Consider the following 16,474-nt stretch of genomic DNA (forward strand, 5'->3'; position numbering starts at 1 on the left):
ACCGACGCGCCCAGCGCGCGCCGTGCGCGTACTGCCGTAGAGATACCCCGGCCCCTGACGCCGGAGCCGCGCCGTCGTGTGCCGGCGAGCGGAGCTGCCCAAGGCGCAACGGGCGGCGGGGGCTACGACGGCAGCGTGACCGAGGGCGCGAGAGGCGCCGGTGGCGGCTCGGCGAGCGCGGGGCGAGCCGAGAGCGAGGTGGAGGCGAGCAAGGAAGGAGCGAGCAGCATGTCAACCCCCTCTGCTCTCCTGCGTTATTGCCGAAGGACTGATCAATCGGGAGGAGGCGACAAGCTCCCTGACGTATCAATCTATCGACAAGCTCCCGAAGGCTGTGGAGTGAAGACGGCTCCTTCGATGCACGGAAAGTGTTGGCTTGGCGCCGCATTTCAGGGGTTATTAGATTGTATAGAACAATGTTTGTCAACCCGGGGCAGGTTCCCCGACTGAGGCTTGACTCTTTCCGAAGAGCTCGGGGTTCCTTTTTTCATTTACGACATCAGACCTTTGCAGGGGTGATCGCCGACTTTAGACTCGTTGTGATCGAGCCACGAGCCGATGCAAGAGCGGCGACTTGCACACCGCGCCGCCAGGTGCGCCCGATTTGCCAAGGGGAAGAGGACGCCGTGAACCAACCCACGGTCGCCCTCTCGTGAATCTATTCTTCCCGGTCCAGAGCGGGAATCTGCCGGAGTGTGGATGTTGCACACAACTCTAGAAGAGGAAGACGTATGAAAAGGTCGAAGTTTTTGATGTGCCTTGGAATCGGCTTTGCGTCAGCCGTCTCGCTCACCAGCTGCACCGAGCGCTGGAAGTCGCCGATGAAGGAGGCCAGGCACGGTGGCCGCAAACTCTCCGATGACGAGCAGATGGGCATCATAGCTCGAGTCTGGGGCGATCAGCCGCAGCACCCCAATTTGGCTTACCAGGCTCTTTGCATCATCCGGTACGAGTCTGACGGATGGACTGAAGTCGAGAACACAAACAGTGACGGAACGGTCGATATTGGACTCTTCCAGATTAATTCGGCAAATTGGAATATGTGCGGCGGAAAACAGAAATTGAAAGACCCCGTTTCGAATGCTATGTGCGCTAGAGATATCTGGCGCATGGCCGGTGAAAAATGGACGCCATGGAGAGCCTGGACCCATCCGCATTACGACGGCTCTCCTCCTTGTAGTGTCACCAACCCCGACTGAGCAGCGGTAGGGAGAAGTCTCTCATTCATGACGTGGCCGAAGAATCGCCTCTACGTCGGAGAGATGAAGGACTCCCGCGGAGCTTGGATGGTGCTCCGTCGTCAAGGTCGACTGGTGCACGCTGCTCGTCGCGCTCACGGGGATTGACTCATCCATCTGTCCTCGCTGCGGTCAGGCTGCGATGGCTCGCCGACTGCTGCCGTCGTGCGTCGTCGCCTCTTCCGCTGCTCCTCCGGGCACGTCATGAGCATCGCTGACCTGGGCAGGAGCAACAACACCACTTCCGTGGCGCGGCGGTCAGGCATCCATCCGTCTTCTGCGCCGTCCACGGCGGCGGCGTGGCTGCTCCTGGGCCTGCGTCGGCGCCGCGCTCTGTCTCGGCACGTCCGCGCCCGACGCCGTGGCGGCGGGATGCACCCCGCGTGCGAGCCCCGCCGAGCCCGCCCCCTCCTGCCTTCTCGGGCAGGATCTCCACAGGCCTCGCGACCGCCTCGCCCGGCCGCGAACCGGACCGGTCCAACCCGACGTTTGCGGGACTGCGCCGGAACCTTGCCGCCGCTGCTGCTCAGGCGCAGTCCCGCAACCGCCTATCCGTTGGGCCCGGGTTGGGTCCATGCCCTTCGAACCGGTGCGATCCGTCGTCACGCCCCATGAAACTCCGGGGAAAGCTATGGCTCACGGCGGTTCGCCCCCGCAGAACAGTCCCGCTAGAAAAACCGGTAATGACGAGCGGTCGCCGGAAACGGTAGCGGTCTCCATGGCGTCCGCCTGTTTGTAAGCGCTGCGCGAAGCGCCGTCTCACCCCGGCGGCGCCGTCCAGTTCATCATGGCGAGCATGACAAGGACGAAGGCGACAGAAGCGATGTGGTCCGAGCGCGTTCGGGCGTGGCGCGAGAGCGGTGAAACGGCGGAGGAGTTCGCGCGGAGCCGTGGCTTTGCGGCTTCGACGCTGCACGGCTGGTCGAGCCGACTGTCGCGGACCGAGGCCCCGCGCTTTCTGCGCCTGGTGCCGAAGACGCCCGCCATGACGAGCAGCGCTGCGGAGCTCGTCGTCCCTATACGTCAGGGAAGTTGTCGCCTCCTTGGGCCGGACTGCCGGCCTGAGGAGGCGACAACTTCCCTGACGTATAGGGATAGCACTGGCCCGATGCCTCGCGCACCGCTCGGCCGGCTCTCGGTCGACGAGGTCCTCGAGCCGTTCCGCGGGCAGGCACGGGCGGCGCAGCACGAGGCACACGACCGCGGGTTTTCTCCCTCCGGGAAGCGGCGCGGCGCAAGATCCCGCGGGCTGCGGCGCCGTCCGGCGGCGCATGAGCGCGCCGAGAGCGTTCGAGAGGCTCGCCTCTCGGCGAAGTGATCATCTCCTTCAGGTAGAAGCGCCGCGTGAGCTCGTGGCCGTCGCCGGCGAGCTCCTCGAGTGCGTGCTCGGCGCTGCGGCCCCTGGTTGACCGCGGAGCGGCCGCGGGCGTCGAGGAGGACGCCGGCGAGCGCCCGCGATCGCGCTGGCGTCGTACATGGCGCCGGAGCAGACAGGAATGCTGCGTTTCTCGCTCCGGAGCGGCCGCAGGTGTGCGGGGCCGCCGACGGCGCGCTACATGGCGCTCGAGCAGACAGGCCGCAGGGTCGAGGTCCGCGACCGCTCCGCGCGCAGGGATCGAGGTGGACGCCGGCGAGTTCGGGGCCATCGATGTTCGCGTGGTCAAGCGCTTCGGGCCGGACCGTCGCTCGTTGAACGCGGGCGTCCAAGCAGCGCGTGGTCGCGGCACTGCAGAATCGTGAGGCGCGGTGCGGCCGCCCTTGTCGCCGCGGGCGCCATCGACCGAAGACCGCGGCTGCGCAGCGGTATGGTCGAGCTCTTGATCCGTCCGTTCTCCGGCCCCGCTCGCCGGTGTACCGCGTGCGGTGTGATGGAGGTGATGGCGCTCCTGGGCGATCTGCATCGCCTGCGCGAGGTGATCGGCGTAGTCGCGGCTCGGCAACTCGACGACGCCGAGAGACCCGCCGGCCGGGGCAACAGCGGCGACGCCCTCGAGCAGTGGCGAGGGCTGCGGGACCATCCGGGCTGCGGTGCCTGCGGAGCCCCATCGGGCCATCCGTAGCCGGTCTCGTGGCTCCCCGCCAATGCCGCCGCGATGCGTGGCGCTCGCGGGCGGCGCAGACGCGCGAGCAACGTCGTGCGGCTCCAGGCGCGTGAGCGCTAGCGCGTCGTCATCGTTGACCGTGCAGGCCATCGCCAGGCGCCGCGCTCGCGGCAGCGCGGCCGCGCGAGCGACGTCGCATGGTGCCACGCGCGTGGGCGTCACGGCGCGCGGTCACCGCTGCCTGGGCACGGTGCCGCGCTGGGTCGGGCTTGCAGCCGACATCGTGCAGCGCGGGGCGCGTGGCCTGTCGCGCGGACCCGCGGCGGAGCGGCCAGGCAGCTGGCGCCAGCACGTCGACACGCGCTGGCGCCGCGCGGGTAGCTGCTCGCCGGCGCACGCTCTGGACGGTACGACCCCTGGCCAGTGCAGTGTGCTCGCCTAGATTCCGTTTGACGCCGATCCTCTGATCAGAAGAATGCCCCGCGTCGGCACGTTGCTCACGAGTTGCGGAAGACGGGAAGGGGACGATGGGCACAAGAAGGCGGCGGATCCCATGGGCGATCCTGGTCATCCCGCTGCTCGTCGTCGTACCGACGCAAGGAGAGGCCTCCGAGCTGAGCGCTGGTGTGAGCCTCGGGTGGCTCCAGGCCGGTACCGTTCCGCGCCTCGCAGTGGGGCCGCACGCGGGCATATCTTGGCCCATCCAGCGAGACATCCTGTTCACGGTGCACGACCTGTGCACGATCCTACCCCCGATCCAGGAGGACGGGCTCGGGATCTACAACCAGACCTCGGTTGACATCGGGTACGCGTGGAAGGACGGCAACGTCAGCACGGGACCGTCTGTCGCGTTCTACCTCATGCCGGCGTGCGGCGTCACCTTGTGCGGCCAGGTCGGTGGCTTGGCCGTAGGCGGCCACGCGCAGACCAACGCGTACGTCGCCGGACCGCTGGGGGTGTCGGTGAGCGTCAACGTGGATTGGGTCGGTCGGGGCAGTCTGGTGCTCCCGGGCTATGTGTCCGTCGTCGTTGTTGCTGGTCCTGTGCTTCGATGGAGTGAGAAATGAACGCGAGAAAACTTCTATTATTGATCTTGGTCATCGCGGTTTGGGCGCTGGCGGCGTGCAGCATGACGTTCGGCGACTGCTATCCTGTCGGGGAAGGAACTTCGGGTGCAGGGGCCGGTCCGGGCTCCGAGCCACGCCCCGTCTTCACCTCCTCCGCATCCGGTGACTTCGGGGCCGACCCCCAAGGCGGCGGCGAGCGAAAGATCGCGTGCAACGAGTGGGAGCTTGAAGACGAAGAGGAGAGACCGAGCGACAGCTCGGAGACCCCAACGACATACCGCCCGGAGAGCCCGCGAGACCAGTGCCCCGGAGCCGGCGATGTAGCGGGAGCCGGAGCGACCTTCTTGAGCTGTAGCGGTGCATGCAGCCCGAAGTGTCCGAAGCCTGGAATGGCCCACTTTCTCTGGGTAGATTTCGATTCGTCGTTCTTTACGTTTGTTACCATTGTCGAGGATGACGGCCGGGGGAAGGCGGGCGGGTGGCAACAGGCCAAGACAAACCTGAATTTCAAGCACGTATTTTCAGGCGGCACCACCGAGTGGTCCTGCGCTGTTACCATCAAAATGCCGATCCGGACTGAGTTTATGGGGAAAATCGATCCACTTCGTGCAGCCAGCCTCAGCGAAGAGATCACGGAGGATGTTGCCAACGTCATGGACTACAACCTGCCGCCAGGGATCTTTTGCACAAGATTTGCCACTCAGGCAAAAGCCGCGTTCAAGTCCAAGTACCCGCTACTCGGCGCGTCGGTGACGAGTCCATGAAGACAACTCGCTCCGAGCTGCTCGACGTTATCTACCGATTCTACCCGCGGGGTGTGCAACAAATCATGCGCATCTATGTGCCTCCGGGCGAGCCCGTCTACGAGGACACGGAGGAGCACGGCCGCCTGGTGGAAGCCGCAAACCGCGGGCGAGCGGAGTACCCGAGGTGGGAAGCGATGATCCACCGTATGTACGAACGATACGGCCTTCAAAACGAGTCGCTCAACCTGTTTGCGGGGGGGATCGACCCGGCGTACTCGGCCCGCATCTATCGCCCCAAGGACTTCGAGCCCGCTCCTTCGCTCAGCAGCAGGGCTTCGCTCAGCTTCCACGTGAGCCTTCTCGGGCCTTATTATGGAATCCACAGCAGGGGCGAGCCCGACGAGATACCGGCGGCGGTCGCAGAAGAGATCGAGGCCACGTACCCCGGTTACCAGCCGATCCCGCCGGAGCTCGGGAACGAGGTGGTGCCGGATGTGGCGATGGACGGGGTGATGATGGGCGAGGCGACGATCTACGTGTGCCTCTTCTCGGACGTCTGGACTTGGGTGGATCCGTAACCACAGCCCCGGGCGGCCGCCGTCCACGTGACCGCATTCGGTCGCACGGACGGCGAGGCGCTCGAGGTGAGCTCGGCGGCGCTATGCGCCGTGGGGAGCTCAGGCGGCTCGCTCCTCGGCAGGGATCATCTGCTCCAGGGATGGGTGTCCGGATAAGCTTTCGGACTTTCTGAACGACACTACGTGATTCTATGTGATCCTTCTGCGATAGGTTTCACCGCGCGGCGGACGCTGCGTTCAAGTCCAAGTACAAGAGACTCGGCGCCAAGGTGACCAGTCCATGATGATAACTCGCTCCGAGCTCCTCGACGTTGTTTACCGCTTCTACCCGCGCGGTGTGCATAAAATCACGCGCATCCATGTGCCCCCCGACGAGCTCGTCTACGAGGACACGGAGGAGCGCCGTCGCCTAGTGGAAGCCGCAAAACGAGGGCAAGCGGAGTACCCAAGGTGGAAGGTCATGATCGACAGGCTGGGGGAGCGATGCAGCCTTCAGAACGAGTCGCTCAGCCTGTTGGCGGGGTGGGTCGAACCGGCGTACTCGGCCCGCATCTGGCTCACCGATGATGCGGCGCTCAGTTTCCACGTGTCCCTGCTCGGGCCATACTACGGGATCCACCTCGCCGGCATCCCGGAGGAGGAGCCGGTGGCGCGCGAGATCGCTGGGGAGATCGAGGCCACGTACCCCGGTTACCAGCTGATCCCGCCGGAACTCGGGAACGAGGTGGTGCCGGATGTGGACATGGACGGGGTGTCGATGGGCCAGGCGACAATCTACGTGTGCCTCTTCTCGGTCGTGTGGACTTGGGTGGATCCGTAGCTGTTCCCCTGGGTGGATGCCGCCCGCGTGGCCGAACTCGGGCGCTTCGCCGTCGAGGCGCTCGAGGCAAGCTCGGCGGCGCCCCCTCGACGACGGCGCGTCCGCGGCGATACTCGCCGGGGATAGCTCAGGCGGCTCGCACCTCGGAAGCGATCACCGGGTCCAGGGGCTTTGCCCTAGAATAGCGATCACGTTGATCAAGCGAGAAATAAACCGCCAAGACACCAAGGACGCCAAGAGAAGATTCTCTTCGGCGGGGTGGACACAGGCCGGCCCGTGCCTGCGCCGCGCGCAGCGCCGAATGCTCGAAACACGAAGGGAATCGCCCTGCCGGCGATGACGATGGAGAGGTGGCGTCCGAGGACAACCTGATGCGTGCGTTCGAGAAGGGGGCGCAGAACGACGGCGCCCCTGCTCCGGTACCGGAACCTCCCGCCGTCGTGCAATGAGGGCGAGACCGAACAGGGCGACGGTGAGCCCGATGTACGCGGACCTGCTGCCAGCGCCGTGAGCGCTGCATTGTGCGTCGTTGCTTGTGTCGTCCGTCCCATCCATTCTGCTGCTGCCGGCGGCCACGCTGGAGGTGCCGCCGCCCCCGCCATTCTCTGCTCGGCCGCCCGCGCCCGGCTCCGCACCGCCGTTTCCGCCAACCCCCGGCTCCGCACCGCCGCTCCCGCCCGCGCCGGGCTCCACGCTGCCGCCTCCGTCCGTACCGAGCCCTGCGCCGCCGCTTCCACCCGCGCCGCCGGCTGCGGCCAGCCCGGGTGAGGGCTCCCAGCTGAGCAGCCGCGAGACGACGCGCCGCGTGCGCGCAGCAGGGCCGAGCTTGTCATAGCTCAGGAGGAACCGGCCATCCTCGCCGCGGGCCAGCATCGGCGCATTGCACTCGTCATCGACGAGCAGCGCCTCCATGCCCGGCGTCCCATCGGGGGCCACGGCGCGGATCCGGAGCCGGTGCGTCTCCGCCTCTTCCCACACCACCTGGTAGCTCGCGCCGTCCCAGGCCACGGCCGCCGCATGACCGGCGCTCGTCGGCGAGATCAGGAACGCTTCACCCCGCCAGCCGCCCGTGCCGTAGATTCGACCGTGCACCGGCCCCTCACCGCCCTCCGGCCAGCTACCTGCGGACTCCGTCCAGACAACGAGCGTGTCCGTGCCGTCCGTCGCCCCGGCGATGGCGGCCGGTGCGCTCGACAGCAGGAAGCCCTCCCCGACGCCTCCCGTGCGGCTCACGGGGACGAGATGCAGGCCCGCCTTCACGTAGGCCACCAGGTAGTCCCGCCCGGCGTGGAGCGGCATCGCGTGCGACTCCGGCCCGACCGAGGGCACGATGGGGAACACCGGGCCAGCGCTCCCCGAAGCGCCGAGCAGGCGGCCGGACGCGGTGTACACGAAGGGCTCCTCCGCGGTCCTCTCAACGAAGGTCACCAGATAGCCGTCGCCGTTGCCGGCGACCGACGGCGTCGCCGACAGGTGGAGCGACGAGACGGCGACGCTCTCCCCGAGCGCGCCGTCGCTCGACACCCGCCGCAGGTGATCCCCACCGGCGCCGAGCGCGCTCCAGGTCAGCACCGACGCGCCGCCGCCGTTCGAGGCCAGATCGATCGCGAAGGCGCTGCTCGCGAGCTCGATCCCGACCGGATCGACGACCTCGCCTGCCGCGCTCACGCGCACCGCGCGCGCGGTCATCCGCTCCCGGTCCGGGTCCGGCTCGTCGGTCCAGGCGACGAGGTAGCTCTCGCCGGTCCAGGCGACGCGCGGGGCGCCCTGCTTGTTCGGCAGGGGGCTGAGCCCGAGCCGGCCCGCGGCCAGCGCGAGATCCGGGCCGATCAGGCTGCCCTCGATGCCGTGGCCCTGGAACGCGAGCAGGAAGCGCGAGCCGTTCCACGCGAGCGAGCTCCGATCCGAATCCCAGATGGAGCGAGGCGACCCGTCCGCGAGCCTCACGTCGTCGGTCCCCTGCACGACGCCCTCGGCCGAGACGCGGGCCCCGTACATCGAGCGACCGTCCCGCTCGTCGGCCCAGGCCACGAGATAGCTGCTGCCGTCGAACGCCGCGGTGGGGGCCCCGGTGCCCGGGCTCGGCCGCGAGATCGGGAAGTCCCTTGCCGCGATCGTGCCGTCTGCGCGCAGCACCGCGCCCCGGATCGTGCTCGTGGGATCGTCCCGTACCCACGTGGCCAGGAAGCTCGCCCCGCCGGAGGCGAGCGCGGCCAGCCGCGTGTTGCCCGGACCCTCCGAGATCGGAACGCCCCCGGCGTCGAGCGCCGTCCCATCGCTGGCCACCCGCGTCGCACGGATGGCGCGCGCGCCGCCGCCGACGTCCTCGTCCCAGGCCACGACGGAGACGTCCGCCCCGGCGCCGACCGCCGGGCGCGACGCGCGGCCGCTCGTGGAGAGGGCGCGCTCGGCGCCGGGAACGGCGCTGCCGCTCGGGTCGACGAGGGTCGCGCGGACGTCGTCGGCCCCATCGTCGGCGAGGCTGAGCCAGGCGGCCACGAAGCGCGCCCCGTTCCACTCGACCGAGGGATACACGCCCTCGTCCGACGTCGAGATCGCGAAGCTCGCCGGCCCTTCGAGCGTGCCGTCGGGTCGCATCACGCGGCCGCGGATGGTGATCCGGGCGTCGTCGCCGTACTGGCTCCAGGTGACGAGGTAGCGGCCTCCGCCGTACGCCACGCTGGGCAGGTACTGACCGGCGGACTCCTCGCCCAGATCCAGCCAGTCGAGATCGAGCACGTCCCCGCGCGCGCCGACGCGGACCGCGCGGATGCGCGACAGATCCTCGAAGACCACGACGTAGCCCGTCCCGTCGGTCGCGATCTCCGGATCGAACCCGACGTCGTGCTGGACGGGCACGGGCGGCTCCGTCCCGATCTCCGGGCCCACCTCCGGATCGAGCAGCGCCGGATAGCCGCTCTCCTCGACGACCGAGGCGGGCACGCGCAGCTCGATGTGGCCGTCCGCCCAGCGGGCGGGCACCGGGACACGGCGGCCCGACGCGTCGATCCACGTGCCGTGGCCGTACACGAACCGCTGCCCCGGCGCGGCGCCGAGGACGAGGCCGCGGGCGTCGCTCGCGACCGAGGGCGCGGCGTCCGCGGCGCCGAGCCGGGCGCTCACGCGCACGACGAGATCGCCGCGCCCCCCGGGCCGCTCGGGGAACCGGAACGCCTGCTCGGCGTTCGCCTCGTGGTTCTTCCACAGCTCGCTGCAGGTCCCGAACGCGCGCTCCGCGCCGCCGTCCGCCGCCATGCGCACGCGGCCCTCGCCGTTCACGCACTCGTGGCCGGCGCGGGCGATCGATCGCGTCGTGAGCGTGAGCGCGCTCCCCGGCTGGAGCTCGCCGGGCGCGCCCTCGACGAGAGGCCCGCGGAGCGCGCGGCGGCGCGCCGTCAGCTCGGCGGCAGTGCGCGCCTCGGCGAGCGCCTGGAGCTGCCTCGCCCGCCCCCTGCGTGCCGCCCTCGCCGAGGGCTTCGCGCGGATCCGCGCCGCGCCGCCCTCGAGGTCGATCCGGTGGGCGGCGCCCTCGGCGGAGAGCCCTTGTCGCGTGGATCGAAAGCTCGCCCGCGCCCTGCTCACGATCCGCCCGAGCTCGACCGGCGCGGCGCCGCTCGGCCGGAGCGCGCGCTCCGCGGGGCGCCCGGCAGGACCATTCCCCGCCGCCTGCGGTCCAGGCGCGCTGCACGCCGAGGCGCACCCCGCCATCAACAGCAACAATGCTTGACTCGAAGTCAGCGTCACGACGCACCTCCTGACGGCCTTGGCAGCCGACGCGCACCCCGCCGTCCTTCGATGGATGAGCCAGCAGGACGGTAACAGCGTGTGAGCGTTCACGTCGATCGCGCACCACGACGAGGTCATGCGACGACTCCGGTGTTGTGACCTGGCCAGATCGCCGAGTCAGCAAGACCCGGAGGACGCTGCGCGCTTGACGGGGGGAGGGGCGTGAAGACCGCCGCCAGGCGGCGGGCCAGACCGAGCTGGCCCGCCGCTCTCACTGCGCTCTCACTGGAGAATGGCCGGGGACGGATTCCCCGTATAGACCTGCGAGCAGCGGGGCTTCTTTGGGTCGGACGGGCAGCGGAGCCCCTGGTAGAAGCTCAGCGTGTTCGCCAGGGGGGCATAGCCGCTCGGGACCTGGAGCTTCGACACCGAGCCGAAGTAGGCGAGGCACGCGTCGCGCCACCAGCGCGCCTCGTAGTGCTGGATCTCGAGGAAGTCGCTCACGTCACCGAAGCGCTTGGCATCGATACGGCCCTCGACGGACTTCCATGTCTCTCGCATCACGCCCACTTCATCGACGCCCTGGCTGTAACGATGGACGAGCTCCTCCCAGACCGTCCTCCCCGACTTCAGCTTGTCTTGCCAGCCGACGTGGTGGAAGAAGAGCACGAGATCGTCCGACACCGTGTCCCGGCTCCCGAACTTCTGTCCCACCTGCGCGGCGTACTGGCCAACAGCGTTGCTGCCCGCCGAGGTGCGGTTGAAGCCGATCCCGTTCGCGTCCGCCTTGTGGTAGTAGACCGGGTTCCACTCGACGCGGCTCAGGCTGTTCAGCCATGGCCCTGGCCCGTAGTGATGGTCGTTGCCCATGATGTGGACAAGGCCGAGGGGCGTCATGTAATCGACGAGCGCCTCGCGTGACTCCATCATGATCTGAACGACCGGCTCGACGACGACGGGGTCGTTCGAGAAGGTCTGCCGCACCCACTCCTCTGCGATGGCCTCCGAGGAGAGGTCCGGGTTCCACGCCAGGCGTCCGAACACGTACCAGTTCGCCTGGTTCATCTGCGATCCGGTCCAGTTCGTGTCGTCACCCACGTTGGCGACGCCCGAGATCGCGGTGGTCGTGTACTTGTGGAGCGTGCCGTCGATGACCCGCGCCACGGTCGAGCCCTCGCCGCCCGCGTAGGTGTCCGCCTTGAGGACCTCCTCGTAGAGCGGGCCGAGGTAGGCGAGGTGCGTGTCCTCGCCGAGGTACTCCTTCGTGATCTGGAGCTCGAGGGCGAGGGGCGTCTTCGGCATGGCCCCGAACAGCGGATGGAACGGCTCCCGGGGCTGGAAATCGAGCGGGCCGTTCTTGGCCTGCACGAGGACGTTGCTCTTGAATTTGCCGTCCAGAGGCTTGAACTCCTCGTAGGCCTGCTTGATGCGGTCCGGCGGGCTGGTGTCGGAGTAGACGAAGGCGCGCCATATCACGATGCCGTCGTGCGGCGCGAGGGCGTCGGCGAGCATGTTGGCGCCGTCGGCGTGGGTCCGCCCGTAGTCCTGCGGCCCTGGCTGCCCCTCGGAGTTCGCCTTCACGAGGAAACCACCGAAGTCGGGGATCTGCTGGTAGATCTCGTTGACCTTGTTCGTCCACCATTGCTTGACGCTGGCGTTGGTCGGATCGGCCGTGCTCAGGTTGCCGATCTCGACCGGCGCGCTGAATCGCGCCGTGAGGTAGACCTTGATGCCATAAGGGCGGAAGACGTCGGCGAGCGCCTTGACCTTCGTAAGGTACGATGGAGTCAGGACCTGCGCGTTGGCGTTCACGTTGGTCAGCACCGTCCCGTTGATGCCGATGGAGGCGTTGGCCCTCGCGTAGTCCTTGTAACGGGGAGAGAGCGTGCCGGGCAGCGCGCTCCAGTCCCAGATGGAGCGGCCCGCGTAGCCGCGCTCCACGGTGCGATCGAGGTTGTCCCAGTGGTTCAGGATGCGATGGCCGATCTTCGGAGAGCCGGTGAGCGACAGCTTGTCGAGGGCGCTGTGGCTCTGGACGTGCCGCAGGAGCGCGAAGGCGCCATAGAGCACGCCCACCTCGGTGTTGCCGGCCACGGCGATCACCCGTTGGCCTCCGACGTCGGCGGCCTCGACGAGGTAGCCCTCGGGGCCCAGGGCGCCGAGGCGCGCCGCGAGCGGCAGGCCCTTGATGACGTCCGCGGTGGCCGTCCCGATCACCACGGCGCCCGCTCCGTCGACGGCCGCGCCGGTCCCGACCGTTCCGCCCGTCAACCCGCTCAGCCCTTTGACGAGCTCGGCCTCGGCGATGTCGAGGCTCGCGCCGGTCCCCGACTTGACCACGCGCTTGAAGGCCGCCTGATACTCCGCGAGGCGCCCCGGAATCGGCACCTTCGGGTACCTGAGCCAGAGGTCTGCGCCCGTCTCGTCCGGCAGGGCGCCCGGCGCGGGGTACTCCTCGTCGGAGCCCGACATCCCGCCCGTGCTCCCTGTCGATGCTGTCGTGTCCATGCCGCCCTGACCGACCGATGCGCCGCCGCCCGTGCCGGTGTTCGCGCCGCTGCTCGCGCCGCCGCCCGTGCCGGTGGCCCCGCTGGGGCTCCCCGCCGCGCTGGAGCCGCCGCTGCCGGTCACCTCGTTCGGCTCATCGGTGCCGCTCGAGGAGCAGGCGCCCGCGAGCGCCGCGCTCAAGAGCCCGACAACGAGGAGCGGTACCCTCAGGATCTTCATCGAATGAGGCCGTCGAGGGGGCGGCCGGCCCGCGCGACGTGGCATCTTGTTTTCCGAAGGAGGCGCCATCTGAATCAGCCTTTCCATGGAGGGTGGCTTGGGAAAGAGGGTGAACCAACCGATTCGCGGATCTCGAGGGTGGATCTCGACGCCCGTCAAGCGCTAAACGCGCCGTGCAAGACTGCAACGCACCGCGGCTCCGCCATGCCTTGCCCAGCTCGTCAGAGGTCGCTTCTCGTGCGGTCGTGCGCGAAGTATTCAGCGTTCCTGCATTTCTGGCGGGGTCCGACCAGAAACGTCAGGAATGCGGACTGAAGCTGCCAATCACCGTGATCGAGGTGCCTTGCGTGCGCGGTGAGCAGCGGCGACGACTCGACAGGCGGAGGAGGCGGCGGACCCGATGCGCAACCTCCAGCTCCGCCGGCGTCACCACCTCTGTAGGTCAGGGCACAGGGGGCCGGCCGTGGTATGCCATCGCGGTGTCCAGCGCCGCTGATCCCTCGGCTCCTCCGCCGCCGCCCGCCTTCGAGGCCAGCGACTACAGCTGGCTCGTCGGCTTCGAGGGCGACTGGCGCGACACCTGGTGGAACCGTGATTTCGTCGAGCTCATCGCCCGCCGGCTCCGGCTCGGCGAGGTGCGCGCGGCGGTCGATGTCGGCTGCGGCGTCGGGCACTGGGGGCGCACCCTCCTGCCCGTGCTCCACGGCGACGCCACCCTGGTGGGCGTCGATCGTGAACCGTCGTTCGTCGCGCGCGCCGCCGCCGAGGCCGAGGCGTGCGGGGTGGCGGCGCGCACGTCGTACCGGGAGGGCCTTGCCGAGGCGCTCCCGCTGCCCGACGCGAGCGTCGACCTCGCCACGTGCCAGACGGTCCTGATGCACGTCGCCGACCCGCTGCGGGTGCTGCGCGAGATGCGCCGTGTCCTGCGCCCCGGCGGCCTCCTGCTGGCGGTCGAGCCGAACAACTTCGCCGAGAAGGCCACCGCCCTGGTCACCGCGCCCGGCCTGTCGCGCGCCGACCGGCTCGCGCTGCTCGAGCTCGAGGCAACCTGCCAGGACGGCAAGCGCGCGCTGGGACAGGGGGACAGCTCCGTGGGCGAGCGGCTGCCGGGGCTCTTCCGCGAGGCAGGGCTCGGCGATCTCCACGTGTGCCAGTCGGACAAGTGCGCCGCGCTGATCCCGCCGTACGAGACGCCCGCGGAGCGCGCGGAGCTGCGCCAGGTGCTGGCGTGGATCGACGGCGGCATCTGGCTCGGAACGGGCGGCACCCGCGACCAGGCCCACGCCTGGTATCTGGCCGGCGGCGGCGATCCGGCGCAGTTCGAGCGGCTGTGGGCGATCGCCATGCAGGAGGCCCGCGCGTGGAAGCAGGCCGCGCTCGCGCGCACGCTCGTCGGGGCGTGCGGAGTGACGTTCTATCTGGTGTCGGGGCGCAAGCCGGCGTGACGCCCGGCCTCGGAGCGGCGTAGCTCGACGAGGGCGACGATGGCGCACGCCCAGGCGGCCTGAGCGACGGCGGCACGATCCGGAGGACCGACTCGGGGGGAGATCGCTGCCAGGAGCACTCGCTCATGATCAGATGCACGCTGGCCGGGAATACTGAGCTCTACCAATTGAACGAGAGGGTTCGCAGGCGTCTCGCTGGTGCACGTATCCACCTTGAGCAGACGCCCGCGACTCAGTCGTTCCGATCCTGGAGCATCTTATGCGTATGACTCGCTTGCTTGGCTGCATCTCCGCTGCGTTCGCGTTCGGTCTGCTTGCGTGCGCCGTGGAGCCCATCGAGGAAGAGGATCTCGACACGCTGGACGGCGCCCTGGACAGCGCTGACGGCTCGATGTCGGCGGATGTCGCGATTCAGTCGGACTGGGGGAACGGCTACTGCGCGAACGTCAGGGTGACGAACAAGTCCCGCTCCCCGGCCACCACCGGCTGGAACGTGGTCGTCCGGCTCAACGGCTCGACGCTGGCCAACGCGTGGAACGTGACCTCGGTGTCCTCGAACGGGCAGTTCACCGCCACGAGCGTGACCCACAACGCAGCCATCAAGGAGAAAGGTTGGGTGGAGTGGGGGTTCTGCGCAAACGGCAGCGGGCGGCCCGCCGTCGCGTCGGTCACCGGCAGCGGAGGCACGATCGTCGGCACGGGCGCGTCCTCCTCGTCGAGCAGCAGCGCGAGCTCGTCGTCGAGCAGCAGCTCGTCGTCGAGCAGCAGCGCGTCGTCGAGCAGCGCGAGCTCGTCGTCGAGCAGCAGCTCGGGGGCGGGTGGGGCAGGCGGCTCTGGCGGTGCGGGCGGCTCCGGTGCGGGCGGCTCCGGCGGATCCGGTGGCTCTGGCGGCTCCGGCGGGTCGGGCGGGAGCACGGGCGCGGTCGAGGACAGCGGCGCGAGCTGCCCCAAGCCGACGTTGCCCGCCGCCTCGTCTCTCCCGGTGTTCGACACGCATCACGATCCGTTCCTGAGCTTGAGCGGCTCACGCATCACGAAGAAGTCGGAGTGGGCGTGCCGGCGCGCGGAGATCAAGTCGCAGGTCGAGACGTATGAGTCCGGATCGAAGCCCGTGGTGTCCAAGGACAATGTCACGGGGCAGTTCTCGGCGAACAGGCTGACGGTCAACGTCAACGATGCAGGGAAGAGCGCCTCCTTCTCCATCAACATCAGCCGGCCCTCCGGCGCGCCCGCTGGTCCGATCCCGCTCGTCATCGGCATCGGCGGTAACAACCTCGACACCAGCGTGTTCACGCAGAACGGCGTCGCTATGGCGACCTTCGACAACAACGCGATGGGCGCCCAGAGCGGCGCCGGCTCGCGCGGGACGGGCACGTTCTACAACCTCTACGGCAGCAACCACTCGGCCAGCTCGATGATCGCGTGGGCCTGGGGCGTGAGCCGGATCATCGACGCGCTGGAGAAGACCCCGGGGGCCAACATCGACCCGAAGCGCATCGCCGTGACGGGTTGCTCGCGCAACGGCAAGGGCGCGCTCACGGTGGGCGCGTTCGACGAGCGCATCGTGCTGACGATCCCCCAGGAGTCGGGCGCCGGGGGCTCGGCGAGCTGGCGCGTCTCGCAGGCGGGCGCCAACGCCGGGGAGAACGTGCAGACGCTGTCGAACGCGGCCAACGAGCAGCCGTGGTTCCGCGCGAACTTCGGCTCGACCTTCGGCAACCGGGTGACGTCCTTGCCCTTCGATCATCACATGGTCATGGGCCTCGTCGCGCCGCGCGCGCTGCTCGTCATCGACAACAGGATCGACTGGCTCGGCATCAACAGCACCTTCACGGCGGGGTCCATCGCCCAGCAGATCTGGAAGGGGCTGGGGGTGCAGGACAAGATGGGCTACTGGCAGACCACCGGCCATTCCCACTGCGCGTTCCCGTCCTCGCAGAGGGCAGCCCTCGAGGCGTACGTAAGGAAGTTCCTTGTCGGCGGCGGCACCGCGGACACCAACCTGCTCAAGGGCGACGGGGCGACGGCCGATCTGGCCAGGTGGATGAAGTGGACGGCGCCGACCCTCCAGTAACCCCCTGCGCC

The 16,474-nt window shown here is 68.8% G+C and carries 10 protein-coding genes and 1 pseudogene; 9 read left to right on the forward strand and 2 right to left on the reverse strand.

Annotated features, from left to right (window positions below; all coding sequences use genetic code 11):
• Positions 1 to 731 precede the first annotated feature (731 nt).
• The 6 genes from WME95_RS05735 (at position 732) to WME95_RS05760 (ending at position 6,491) form a co-directional block, all read left to right on the forward strand.
• On the forward strand, positions 732 to 1,199 hold the full coding sequence (locus tag WME95_RS05735) for a hypothetical protein (RefSeq protein WP_437907424.1): 468 nt from the start codon (positions 732 to 734) through the stop codon (positions 1,197 to 1,199).
• Positions 1,200 to 2,061: 862 nt separating this feature from the next.
• Positions 2,062 to 2,556, forward strand: a complete 495-nt coding sequence (tnpA, locus tag WME95_RS05740; protein WP_437910955.1) for an IS66 family insertion sequence element accessory protein TnpA — start codon at positions 2,062 to 2,064, stop codon at positions 2,554 to 2,556.
• 1,251 nt (positions 2,557 to 3,807) lie between these two features.
• Positions 3,808 to 4,347 (forward strand): hypothetical protein, encoded by a 540-nt coding sequence (locus tag WME95_RS05745; RefSeq protein ID WP_437907425.1) that lies wholly within the window; start codon positions 3,808 to 3,810, stop codon positions 4,345 to 4,347.
• A complete protein-coding gene (locus WME95_RS05750; protein WP_437907426.1) occupies positions 4,344 to 5,111 on the forward strand; it encodes a hypothetical protein in 768 nt (255 codons plus the stop codon). The genes WME95_RS05745 and WME95_RS05750 overlap by 4 nt, the downstream gene beginning before the upstream one ends.
• The gene (locus WME95_RS05755; RefSeq protein WP_437893571.1) at positions 5,108 to 5,671 is read left to right on the forward strand and encodes a hypothetical protein; all 564 of its coding nucleotides are present in this window, start codon (positions 5,108 to 5,110) and stop codon (positions 5,669 to 5,671) included. The genes WME95_RS05750 and WME95_RS05755 overlap by 4 nt, the downstream gene beginning before the upstream one ends.
• A gap of 280 nt (positions 5,672 to 5,951) precedes the next feature.
• Entirely contained in the window at positions 5,952 to 6,491 is a 540-nt protein-coding gene (locus WME95_RS05760; protein ID WP_437907427.1) for a hypothetical protein, read from the forward strand.
• A 153-nt stretch (positions 6,492 to 6,644) separates the two neighbouring features.
• Here the strand turns inward: WME95_RS05760 and WME95_RS05765 are convergent, their stop codons facing one another.
• On the reverse strand, positions 6,645 to 10,235 hold the full coding sequence (locus tag WME95_RS05765) for a hypothetical protein (protein WP_437907428.1): 3,591 nt from the start codon (positions 10,233 to 10,235) through the stop codon (positions 6,645 to 6,647).
• A 264-nt stretch (positions 10,236 to 10,499) separates the two neighbouring features.
• Positions 10,500 to 12,944, reverse strand: a complete 2,445-nt coding sequence (locus WME95_RS05770; RefSeq protein WP_437907429.1) for an alpha-glucuronidase family glycosyl hydrolase — start codon at positions 12,942 to 12,944, stop codon at positions 10,500 to 10,502.
• 479 nt (positions 12,945 to 13,423) lie between these two features.
• Here WME95_RS05770 and WME95_RS05775 point away from each other — a divergent pair, with 479 nt between their 5' ends.
• The 3 genes and pseudogenes from WME95_RS05775 to WME95_RS05785 all read left to right on the forward strand — a co-directional run bounded on the left by WME95_RS05775 (position 13,424) and on the right by WME95_RS05785 (position 16,463).
• On the forward strand, positions 13,424 to 14,389 hold the full coding sequence (locus tag WME95_RS05775) for a class I SAM-dependent methyltransferase (protein ID WP_437907430.1): 966 nt from the start codon (positions 13,424 to 13,426) through the stop codon (positions 14,387 to 14,389).
• A 391-nt stretch (positions 14,390 to 14,780) separates the two neighbouring features.
• Positions 14,781 to 15,005: pseudogene (locus WME95_RS05780) on the forward strand (cellulose binding domain-containing protein); the annotation flags it as partial.
• 399 nt (positions 15,006 to 15,404) lie between these two features.
• Positions 15,405 to 16,463 (forward strand): glucuronyl esterase domain-containing protein, encoded by a 1,059-nt coding sequence (locus tag WME95_RS05785; protein WP_437910956.1) that lies wholly within the window; start codon positions 15,405 to 15,407, stop codon positions 16,461 to 16,463.
• The last annotated feature ends 11 nt before the right edge of the window (positions 16,464 to 16,474 follow it).

The sequence above is a fragment of the Sorangium sp. So ce327 genome, assembly GCF_051530205.1.
In the GTDB taxonomy this organism is placed as follows: domain Bacteria; phylum Myxococcota_A; class Polyangia; order Polyangiales; family Polyangiaceae; genus Sorangium; species Sorangium cellulosum_B.